This is a genomic window from Zarconia navalis LEGE 11467, from assembly GCF_015207075.1.
GTDB classification, from domain to species: domain Bacteria; phylum Cyanobacteriota; class Cyanobacteriia; order Cyanobacteriales; family Geitlerinemataceae; genus Zarconia; species Zarconia navalis.
In genome coordinates, this window is record NZ_JADEXN010000101.1 from 1 (window position 1) to 11,765 (window position 11,765).

An 11,765-nucleotide genomic window follows, 5' to 3' on the forward strand; every position below is an offset into this window, starting at 1 on the left:
AGGCTATAGTTTTTCACGATCTCCCTCTTGTACGCAGGGGCACAACGACCGGCGAGCGCGACCGGGGGAGGCGTTTCGTCCCCCACCGGGAGGGCGAAGCGAAGCGGAGGGTTGGGGGGAGACCCCCGCGCGTGCCGGGTTTTCAGTTGATTATTGGTAAGTTGACAAAGTGAATATAACCTTAACCTTTCACCAATGGCCAACACCTATGTCCTCATTGATATAGCAGTTGCCCTAACAGGAAGCATCGCGATATTCAATTTCCCTCAACATCGATCGAAATGAAGATTTTTAAACCTCAAAAAACCTCCTTCCGATCGCCAGAAGGAGGTTTTTACATTTGGTGCGACCTTCCCTAAAAATAAGATAGATCGTGGTAAGAAAACTCGTCGTTTTCCAAATTGCCGATGAAGGATAGAAGCAGATACAGAATGACAATTGACTTTAGAAAATATCTTCTAAACACGAGTTATTTTCAGAGTCGAGCTGGAAATACAATGTCTTTCAAAGCTGATATCGATATTAGTAAGCACCATTTTTGTTGGGAAATATGACAACACCAATGGTTTTAATAACGATCCAACAATCCATCCAAAGATTGCGAGAGTTGACATAATATACATCTATTTTCACTCTCCTGGGATAGGGAATATCATTTCGACCCGAAACTTGCCATAAGCCAGTAATTCCTGGGCGAATGGTCAGAACTTTATCAATCGAATCACTGTACTTCGGTAACTCCTCAACGACTAAAGGACGAGGGCCCACAACACTCATATCGCCTTTTAGAACATTCCAAAATTGAGGAAATTCATCGAGGCTGGTAATTCGGAGAAACTGTCCGATCCAAGTAATTCGCGGATCCTGTTTGAGCTTAAAACTCTCTTCAAATTCAGATCGAAATTGAGGAGATCGAGCAAGCATTTCTCCGAGCACTTCATCTGCATCGCGAACCATGGTTCTAAATTTAATACATTTGAAGGTCTTATGGTTTTCTCCGACTCGTTCTTGAATATAAAAAATTGGACCGGGAGAACTCAAGACAATGAGTAGAGCGATCGCGAGATAAACCGGAGAAAAAAAGACTAAAACGAACAACGAAAATAGAATATCAAAGATTCGTTTTGAAACCTTGGTATCCGTTCTTCCCAAAATTAGACCCCAATGTCTGATTTTGAAAAGGAGCAGTGCAAGGAGTCGTTTTAAAAGTACGAAAATTCCCTTGCCGGAGATGAATTGGCTATTGGCAGTCATCATATTCCTTCCGTTCACACCACACACTGTCTGGACCGTCAAGTCTTCGAGCCTCGATTTCCCAATCGAGGAGATCGGAGATTAGAATTCGAGACGATGATTTTGGTCTAGCTTCCCAGACCAAAATTCCTGACAGCAGCGCTCTACAAAAGCAAGATAGCGCTTCTCAAAAATTGTAGGCGCAAATCGAGCAGCTTGCGATCGGATTACGTTTGGATTCAATCGATCGCAAGACTCCTCGAAGTTTTTGACGGCTTCAACGATCGCCGTTGCCGTCTGGGTTTCAAAAAGCAATCCCGTACCTTCTTCGGGGTACTCTCGAATATCCCGTACCGTTTCTCGCGCGCCTCCCACCCCATAGGCGATAACGGGGGTTCCGCAAGCTTGTGCTTCTACCAGCGCCATGCCAAAATCCTCACAAGCGGCATAGACAAACGCTTTGGCACGGGACATATACTCTTCGACAACGCGATCGCTTTGGGCCCCGAGCACCTGAATATTGGGTCGGGCGAGGGCGCGGATTTGTTCCAACTCCGGCCCCGTACCGATCGCAACGAGGCTTTTTCCCGACTGGTTGAAGGCATCTACGATCGTCCCCACCTGTTTGTAACTCACCAGCCGGGAAACCACTAGATAAAAATCGTCCTTTTTTTCTTGAAATTTAAATCGATCGATTTGCACGGGGGGGTAGATGACCTCAGCCTTGCGCCGATAGCACCGCCAAATCCGTCGGGCAGTATGTTTGGAATTCGCAATGAAGTAATCGACACGGTTGGCAGAGGCAACATCCCACCCTCTAAGGTAGTGCAGCAGAAACCGGGTCAAGATTCCCGGCAGACCTCGACCCGCACGCGAACCCTTTAGGTAGTCGAAGGTCAGATCCCAGGCATAGCGCATGGGGGTGTGGCAGTAACAAATGTGAGCTTGATGAGGACTCGAGAGAATCCCTTTGGCTACGGCATGGGAAGAAGATAAAATCACATCGTAGCCCCGTAAATCCACCTGTTCGATGGCCAACGGCAGTAGGGGAAGATATTTCTGAACCCCGAACCGCGCCAGGGGCAATTTTTGTAGAAACGTCGTGCCGATGGAACGTTGGTAAAGATAGCTTTGGGGATTGCTCGATTCAAAGTCGATGAGGGCGTAGAGTTGGGCGTCAATATGCTGGAGAATCTTCTTGACGACTAGCTCCGACCCACCAGTGGCCTCTGGTGTCAGCCACTCGTGAACCAGTGCGAACTTGAGTCGCTCGAAAATAGATTTTTCGCGATCGTGGGTCATTGGTTAAGGATAGGGTATCGCACGGAGTTTGAGAGTGGGCTAAATTGTAGCCGAGTTTGCTTAGCAATAGAATTTGAGACCGTAGCAAGACGCAAAGCATTAAAGCATTCGATCGGACTGATGTTAGAGAATCATAGAAGCACCATTTTTAGCGCTACTGGCATACGATCTGCAACATGGCTGTAGGGCTGCGCTAATGGTAGCGCCTCGTGCCGATTTCACCTCCATGGGTCTCCCGTTCGAGCCAGTCCGCTCTCGCTGGCGGAAACATCTGCTACACTACGCCTATATCAGTCTGTCATAGCCTCGCATCTGTTGTTTTCTTTCACCCCCTTTTCCCAAAAAACCGGGAATCGATCGGAAATTGTCACGTTCGCGAGCTATTCGATTGGAGTTCGGTTTAAACGGATGTTTTCCGACTCTTGGTGTATCTTGGAATTCGCGAGGTGACCAGAGGATGGTGCATTCGATAACATTCACCCTTTTTTGAACGCATTGCGATTGCGGATCTACCAATTTCAGCCATAGAATCGTTCAACCCAACCCCAGCCGGATGGGTCTTTGGCTCCCCTCTCCCCAATCCATGGGGGCGCGAAGCGCTACGTATCATATCCTGTACTCGATCGAGCTTTTGTTTGGGACAAATGTCTGAGCCAATCGATTTAACCCATCGGCAACAACAGATTCTCTGGGCAACCGTGCGGCATTACGTCGCCACTGCCGAGCCGGTTGGTTCCAAAGCTTTGGTCGATGAATACAATCTCAGCGTTAGCTCGGCCACCATTCGATCGGGGATGGGGGTTTTAGAAAAAGTGGGGCTGCTGTATCAACCCCATACTTCTGCCGGACGCATCCCATCGGATTTCGGGTATCGGCTATATGTTGACGAGCTGATGACCCCATCCCAGATGCTTGCCGGACAGGTGACCGGTTTGCTGTCCGATCGCCTGAATTGGCAAAGTTGGAGCATAGAAGCGCTGTGCGAGGAGCCGCGCAGTTACTATCCAATCTGAGCGGATATATCACTCTGATTACCTTGCCCCAAACTCAAACGGCTCGGGTGCGGCACTTACAATTGGTGCAGGTCGATCCCAAACGAGTGATGTTGGTGGTGGTGACGGATGACTACGAAACCCGATCGACTCTGATGGATTTATCGCCGCTGGCGGTGGAAACGGCAGACGCTGTTGCAGAAGTAGAAATTATCGATCGGGAACTGCAAATTCTGTCGAACTTTTTAAACGATCGATTGCGAGGGCGATCGATTGCAGAAATGATGGAATTGGACTGGAGCGAACTCGATCGAGAATTTAGTCGCTACGCTGATTCGATCGCCGCGTGGCTCAAAAGTTTGACCGATCGAATGCAAGAGCCGACCTCAAGCCGGATGATGGTTAGCGGGATTGCAGAGGTCTTGCGGCAGCCAGAATTTACCGAACTCAACCAAGTTCAAACTCTCCTAGCTCTACTCGAAAAAGAACAAGACCGCTTGTGGCCGCTGATGTTCGTTCCCTACGGTGGGGGATCTCAACCGGACAAGCGAGTGAACATCCGCATCGGAGCGGAAAACCCCCTCGAACCGATGCGCGCTTGTACGCTCATTTCAGCGACCTACCAGCGCGATACCGTTCCCGTGGGAAGTGTGGGGATGTTAGGGCCGACGCGGATGGTGTATGAAGATGCGATCGCCCTGGTAGAAGCGACGGCGGACTATTTATCGGAAACGTTGAGTCAAACCAACTAAAATGTACCTCACTCCATTCTTGAAGGTCGCGAGTCTTCACACAACCGAGCGCGATGATTGATGGTATTTTGGAGAGCGTAGAACGATCGAGTCTTTTCCCTCACATCTACGATCGAGCGATCGGTTCGATCCTCTCGACCTGAAAAAACGTAGAAACGGCAATCGCGATTTGTCAGCTCGAGCGTTCGCTCTCCAAGATCGGTCACAGATTTGCAAGTTCGGGACGTACTACTCGAGGTTCGCGTAATTTTTTTGATTCTCACATCTTTGTTGTTGAACGGGTATTCTATTTAGACACAACTCCGTGCGAAAGAGATTTACACTCAAAGAGGCTCGGGTTATACCGTACCTCGCGGCAGACTCATTGAGGCAGATTGCATGAAAGCAATTCGTTTGACTGTCCGTTGGACGGTTTTGAGTTGGCAATGGTGGCTGTTATGGGTACTGGCAATCGTCCCCAGTGGAGCGAGTGGGTTTGAGTCTTCGATCCCCCCACAGATGATTTTGGCGTTGGAAAGCGCAGCTCTGGTGCCCGCACAGCTAGTCGAGCGCGGTCGAGTGCTGTACGAAGAGGGACGCACGACCGATGCGATTTCCCTTTGGCAACAGGCGATCGATGCAGAAGGAGAAGACCTCGATCGGGCGTTGGCTTGGAGCTACCTTTCCCTTGCCTATCAAGACCTAGGGCGGTGGGAACTCGCGCGAGAGGCGATCTCCCACAGTTTAGAGATAACAGCAATATCTACCACCACTGGCTCGGCGATCGTCCAGGCAAAGACTTTGAACGCTCAAGCTAAATTAAAGTTGGCATTGGGGCAACCAGAAGCCGCCGTCGATACCTGGCAAAATGCCCAAGCCACCTATGAAAGTATTGGAGACGATCTGGGGGCGTTGGGATCTCAAATCAACCAAGCTCAGGCTCTGCAAGCCTTAGGACTCTATCGCCGAGCCAGTGCCCTTCTAGAAACCACAAATGCCCAACTGGTGGCATTACCCGATACCCCCCTCAAAGTATTGGGATTGCATAATTTGGGCATTGCCCTCCAAGGGGTGGGTAACTTGGAGCGATCGCAGCTCGTACTCGCGGATAGTCTAGCTCTGGCCCAACACCTCGATCTCGATCTCAGTGGTATTTTTACGAGTTTGGGCAATACCGCCAGAATTGCCGAAGATACCGACGCGGCTCTCGATTTCTACCAACAGGCAGCCGAGATCGCCCGCAACCCCGTCGATCGAGTCGAAGCCCAACTCAATCAATTGAGTTTGTGGGTAGAAAGACCCGAGGATTGGGAGACCCTCGGCGATCGAATTTCGGAATCGATCTGTGAAATTCAAGAAACCATCGAGGGTCTCCCCCCCTCCCGGATGGCAATCTACGCACGGGTCAATCTTGCCGCTAGCGCTATCGAGCTACAAACCCTAACCGACTTCCCCCTCGAGTTCCCAGACATCGCGCGGCTGACTGGTGGCGCGGTGGATCTGGCGCGGAACTTAGACGACCCTCGCGCCGAGGCTTACGCACTGGGGCTATTGGGCCATCTCTACGAGCAAACCGGGCAGTGGCAAGAGGCGGGAGAACTCACCCAAAAAGCCCTACTCTTGGCAAAAGGTATCGATGCTGTCGAAATTGCGGCTCGGTGGCAGTGGCAACTGGGACGGGTTCTCAAAGCCAAAGGGGAAACCGACGCAGCCATTGAGGTGTATGGAGAAGCGGTGAAAACCCTCCAATCCCTGCGATCGGATCTAGTCGCTATCGATCGCGATATTCAGTTTTCCTTTCGCGAGAGCGTCGAACCCGTGTACCGCGAACTCGTCAGTTTATTGCTATCCCCATCTCAACCCGGAGAACCGATCCCCCAACAGAACTTAACGCAAGCTCGATCGGCGATCGAAGCCTTGCAAGTCGCCCAACTCGATAACTTTTTTCAGGAAGCTTGTTTGGATACGGAACCCGTGCAAATCGATCGAATCGATCCCACTGCTGCGGTCATCTATCCGATTATCCTCCCCGATCGCCTCGCGGTCATCCTCTCGAGACCCAATCGGCCCCTAGTTCACTACGAAACCGTTCTTCCTCAAGGAGACATCGAAGCGGCCATCGACGAACTCCAACTTCACCTCAACCCGATTCTTCCCAACAGAACTCGTCTGGAACGCTCCAGCCAACTGTACGACTGGCTGATTCGTCCGGGAGAAGAGGCAATAGCAGCTAGCGAAATCGAAACCTTGGTGTTCGTTCTCGATGGAACCCTGCGGAACCTTCCCATGGCGGCCCTGTACGATGGCCAACGGTATTTGGTCGAACGATATCAGATGGCAGTCGCCCCTGGATTTCAACTCCTCAATACTGGAACTCCAACCCTCGAGGAGAAAGATTTAGGCACCCAAAACGCGCTCGCCGCCGGACTGACTCAGGCATGGGGGGAATACGCGGCTTTACCGGGGGTCGAGCGAGAAGTCACTCAAATGGCTTCCCATCTAAACACTCAAATCTTGCTCGATCGCGCTTTTACCTACACCGCCTTGCAAGAACAGCTCGATACTTACCCATTTCCCGTGGTTCACTTAGCCACCCACGGTCAGTTTAGCTCCAATGTCGAGGAAACCTTTCTGATTGCTTGGGATGGGCCGATTAACGTCAAAGCCTTAAATCGACTCCTGCGCGAGCGTGCGGTTCGAGATCCGATCGAACTTCTGGTTCTAAGTGCCTGCCAAACCGCAACCGGAGACAGTCGAGCGGCTTTGGGATTGGCGGGTTTTGCCGTTCGTTCCGGCGCCCGCAGCACCCTGGCCACCCTCTGGTCGGTTCAAGATCGCTCGACGGCTGAATTTATGGTCGAATTTTACCGCCAGCTCGCCCAAAATCCGGAACTAGGCAAAGCGGGAGCATTGCGTCAAGCGCAGCTGAGTTTGTTAAGTGATTCCGAGTACCATCATCCCTACTATTGGGCCCCATTCGTGCTCGTGGGAAATTGGCGCTAAAATACACACAAAACGAACGAACGATCGATCTTCAGGCGCGAGAATGGCGAGTTACATCGGATGAGAGCGGGTATGAATTCTGACTCGGATTCAAGGCATCTTTCCTAAACCCCCACCGCAGTGGAGCGTAGGGAAACTCCCTGGGTCTAAACTGCCTCCCCTAGATGTGTGGTGTACCCGAGACACTCAGACGATCGACTTGAGAAACTCAATTCAACGATCGATTGTGGGCACCATTTGCATTTTTCCCTGACTGGACGCGGGGACGATCGCCAAAGTTTTCCGAACCGATCGCGTTTTAACACCGAAACCCCAACAGGTCAGGCTGATGGGTGCTAAATCCAGACCGAGCAAGCAACTCAAACTCCTTCGACTCCACTCAAGTTCTCCGTGGCTGATTTTTTCCGTTCCGGATTGTTGGATGGGATAACTGTAAAGTTGAGATAATTTAGGACTTTCACTGTTTAGAACTCGAGCGCAAGCTGTAAGGACTCTGAATTCGCTTCATTCCTAATTTTGGAGGCTTTTTGTCGTGACTGAAGACGATCGATTTTTATCTCGAACCGGTTTATCTAAAACCTTTTATCCGATCGCCCGAGTGCTGTGTGTGGGGGGGACGATCGCCGGACTGGCAACAATGACCGTCGCACAGGTTTCCCCCAGCTTGAGGGTGACGTTCGAGCCACCCACCGACGAACGGCTGGATGATTCGGCCGGTGGCGCGTCCCGTCCCGTCGACCGCAAGTGTAACGCGGATGAATCGACCCCCGTACCGATGTTGACCTTGATGCCCGAATACATGCGCGAGGGACTGACGCTTACCCCTCACCCAACGGTTTTTGCCTACATCCCAACCACCTCGGCAAGGCGGGCTTTGTTTAGTTTGAAAGATGACACCGGGAAAATCGTCTACCAGCAGACCTTTACCCTGACCCAAACCGATGGCATTGCCAGCATTACTCTGCCGACCGATGCGCCCCCACTCCCACTCGATCGCACCTATGAATGGTCTTTAGGAATGTTGTGCGAACCGGTACAAACAGATTTTCCCATCGCCATGGGACAGATCCGTCGCATTGCCCCCACCAGTCCCAAACTCGACGATCTGCCCCCCTTGGAACGGGCTGCATCATACGGTCAGTCTGGGTTTTGGTACGATACTCTTGCAGTTCTCGATGAAGTGCGGCGATCGCAACCGGAAAATGAAGCCACGGCGATGGTGTGGACGGACTTTCTCGACTCTGTGGGTCTGGAGGAAATTTCGAGCAAACCCCCATTGAATTTGGAGTAATGTTAAGGAAGTTGTTTCGCCTCGTCGAAGGGCGGTAACGTAATGGGCATCGAGCCTCTCTCTATCGGATTCGAGCGATGAGAGCGTTCGATGGATGCAGTCTTTTGGCTTGTTGCTGGGTACTCGATCCACCCAGCCCGAGCCGGAAAACCCCTTCCGATCCAGGTGGAGAAAACGAATGCTGTCCAAGTCGATCTCTCGAATTTGGCAATGGCGAGCAGTTCTCGTCGCGGTTCCTAGCGTTGCTGGGGCGATCGTTCTTCTGGGTTATACGGGAATCTTTCAGCTCTTGGAGTGGGCGGCTTTCGATCGGTTTTTCCTCTGGCGACCTGATGAATCGATGGACGAACGAATCGTTGTTGTCGCCATTGAGGAAGAAGATCTGGCCCACATTGGGGAATGGCCGATTCCTGACGGGGTTCTCGCGGAGTTAGTTGAAGCGATTAATAGGTATCAACCCCGTGCGATTGGGTTAGACCTGTATCGAGATTTACCCGTCGAACCCGGTCACGATGTTTGGGTGGAGGTGATGGCATCGACGCAGAACCTGATCGGCGTGGAGAAAGCCGTCGGAGAAGCCGTTGCCCCGCCCCCCACCTTAGCCCAGGTCGATCGAGTGGGTTTGGCCGATCTCGTACTCGATGCTGACGGAAAAATTCGCCGGGGTTTATTGTCCCACTACGACAGCCAAAATCAAATCAAGCTGGGGTTGGGGGTGAAATTGAGCTTGATGTACCTCGAAGCTCAAGGAATACATCTCGAATCCGTCGATGCCCAGAAGCAACATTTGAAATTGGGTCGGGCTGAGTTCGTGCCATTGGGTGCCTACGATGGTAGTTACGTGCGGGCGAATCGGGCCGGCTATCAGATTTTATTGAACTACCGGGGACAAATCGATCGCTTTCGGTGGGTTTCGATGCGGGAAGTGCTTGAAGGACGAGTATCGCCAGAACTGATGCGCGATCGCTTGGTTTTGGTGGGTTCGACGGCCCAAAGCCTCAACGATCGATACCCGACTCCCTATAGTAGCAATCTCATTCGCACTCCCGAACGGATGCCGGGGGTGATTATCCACGCGAATTTAGCCAGTCATATTTTAAGCGCGGCCCTCGACGGACGCGCTTCGATTCGCGTTTTACCCGAATCCATGGAATGGTTGTGGATATCCCTTTGGTCGGGGTTGGGAGCGACGGGAGCGTGGGTGGTTTTGAGAAAACCCCGGTTTGACGCACCCTATAGGTTTCGAGCCTCGTGGACACCCTTAACGGTCCGGTTGTGCCTGATGGCCGTTGCACCAATGGCGATCGGGTATTGGGCGTTTTTGCAGGGTTGGTGGATTCCGGTGGTCTCTCCGGCCCTTGCCGCCATCAGTGCTGCGATGGCGCTCGTGCGCTACGACAGCCACAAAACGCGCACCGAAAGCCAGCAGCGATTGAACCAATTTCTTGAAGCCATGCCGGTTGGGGTGGCGGTTTTGGATGCGAGTGGCAAGCCTTGTTACGTCAATGGACGCATCGAGCAGTTGCTTGGAAAAGGGGCGTTCTCAAATCTTTTTTCCGAAGAGTTATCCCAGGCTTACAATCTCTACCTTTCGGGCACCGATCGCTATTATCCCGCCCAACAGCAGCCACTGGTGCGAGCGTTGTCTGGCGAAACATCATCGGTGGATAATATCGATTTGCGCGTCGGAGATCGCACGGTTCCCCTAGAATCTTGGGGAGCGCCGATTTTCGATCGAGAGGGGAATATCGATTATGCGATCGCTGCTTTTCGCGATATTACCGAGCGCCAAAAAGCTCAACAGGAACATCAACAGTTCTTACAAGAACTTTCTGGGTTAAATCGGGAACTCGACGAAGCCCTCAATGCCGAACTTCAACTGACCGATGCCGCCGGTCGTTTCGTTCCCCATCAATTTTTGAATTTGTTGGGATACGACAGTCTTGTGGATGTCAAGCTGGGTCATGCGGTGGAGCAAGAAATGTCGATTTTATTTGCCGATATTCGGAATTTTACGACCCTTTCCGAAACCATGACCCCAGAAGATAATTTCAAATTTATCAATGCTTATTTATCTCGAATGGAGCCAGCCGTTATCGAGAATAATGGCTTTATCGATAAATATATTGGCGATGGGATTATGGCACTTTTTAGTGGTGATTTAGATGCCGATGATGCCGTGAACGCGGGAATTTCTATGTTGCAGCGCCTAGCTGATTATAATACCACCCGCCGGCGACCCGATCGCCCCCCGCTCAAGATTGGGATTGGCATCAATACGGGATCGATGATGTTGGGCACGGTGGGGGGGAAAGATCGAATTGATAGTACGGTGATTAGCGATACCGTTAATCTTGCAGCTCGAATCGAAGGTCTCACCAAAATTTATCGAACGTCTCTTTTAATTTCAAGCAACACTTTTTTCAATTTAGAAGATACCGCTCGCTATTGCATTCGGCTCATCGAACGAGTCAATGTCAAGGGAAAATTGGATAAAGTCTCTTTTTTTGAAGTTTTCGATGCCGATTCGCCCGAAATACGCGATCGAAAACAAGAAATAAAAACCCAGTTCGAGCAAGGTATTTTACTCTATCATTTGGGAAAAATGACAGAAGCTCGACATATTTTTCAAACCTGTTTAGAGAAAATTCCTAACGATCCCATTACCCAAATTTATCTGGCTCGATGTTCGGGGGTCTTACAAAATCGAAAATGTTAATCATCTAGACTCTCGATAAAGTAAAGGGTTTTAGGTACTCGGTCGACTAATGGTATAGCAATTCTCAGTCTTGTGAGGTACACCCAAATTCTATTTCCTATTCCCCATTCCCCATTCCCCATTCCCGAAAACCAGAAACTCTGTACTTCAACAGATTGATAACCGCTATAAGTCACCCCGAATCTCAAAATTTATCTGGGATCGCGATGAATCGATCGCAGAGCCGACTATCTAAAATCTAAAGTTTTAAGACTGAGATAAAATACTCAAAAATAAAGCGATCGACGATGGGAATTTTCAAAAATTGTTTCTGTAGAAAGAGCCGAAGCCATCTCGGTTATTTTTGGGGTTTGATGGAGATTTTCGCGTTGTGTAACGGCTCGGGTGCGATCGCCCAAATTCTCCCCGATGCTACCCTCTCCAATCCCTCGATCGTCGAAGCCGACGGTAATCGCTTTACCATCAAAGGCGGCACGACAGCCGGGAGCAACCTC

At 50.8% G+C, this 11,765-nt stretch carries 6 protein-coding genes and 1 pseudogene; 4 read left to right on the forward strand and 3 right to left on the reverse strand.

What is annotated here, in order from left to right; all coding sequences use genetic code 11:
• Positions 1-522: 522 nt before the first annotated feature.
• A complete protein-coding gene (locus tag IQ235_RS07480; RefSeq protein WP_441373249.1) occupies positions 523-1,257 on the reverse strand; it encodes an undecaprenyl-phosphate galactose phosphotransferase family protein in 735 nt (244 codons plus the stop codon).
• A 78-nt stretch (positions 1,258-1,335) separates the two neighbouring features.
• Positions 1,336-2,535, reverse strand: a complete 1,200-nt coding sequence (locus IQ235_RS07485; RefSeq protein ID WP_264320859.1) for a glycosyltransferase — start codon at positions 2,533-2,535, stop codon at positions 1,336-1,338.
• Positions 2,536-3,179: 644 nt separating this feature from the next.
• On the opposite strand from IQ235_RS07485, the pseudogene hrcA reads away from it, so the two are divergent.
• Both hrcA and IQ235_RS07495 read left to right on the forward strand, forming a co-directional pair.
• Positions 3,180-4,279, forward strand: a pseudogene (hrcA, locus tag IQ235_RS07490) (heat-inducible transcriptional repressor HrcA).
• Between the two features lie 378 nt (positions 4,280-4,657).
• The gene (locus IQ235_RS07495; protein WP_264320860.1) at positions 4,658-7,261 is read left to right on the forward strand and encodes a CHAT domain-containing protein; all 2,604 of its coding nucleotides are present in this window, start codon (positions 4,658-4,660) and stop codon (positions 7,259-7,261) included.
• Positions 7,262-7,474: 213 nt separating this feature from the next.
• Here IQ235_RS07495 and IQ235_RS07500 read toward each other — a convergent pair whose 3' ends face one another.
• Positions 7,475-7,624, reverse strand: coding sequence for a hypothetical protein (locus IQ235_RS07500; protein WP_264320861.1), 150 nt, complete (start codon positions 7,622-7,624; stop codon positions 7,475-7,477).
• A gap of 169 nt (positions 7,625-7,793) precedes the next feature.
• Between IQ235_RS07500 and IQ235_RS07505 the strand changes: the two genes are divergently transcribed.
• Complete coding sequence (locus tag IQ235_RS07505; protein ID WP_264320862.1) at positions 7,794-8,552, forward strand: DUF928 domain-containing protein; 759 nt, start codon at positions 7,794-7,796, stop codon at positions 8,550-8,552.
• 178 nt (positions 8,553-8,730) lie between these two features.
• Complete coding sequence (locus IQ235_RS07510; RefSeq protein WP_264320863.1) at positions 8,731-11,271, forward strand: CHASE2 domain-containing protein; 2,541 nt, start codon at positions 8,731-8,733, stop codon at positions 11,269-11,271.
• Positions 11,272-11,765: the final 494 nt, after the last annotated feature.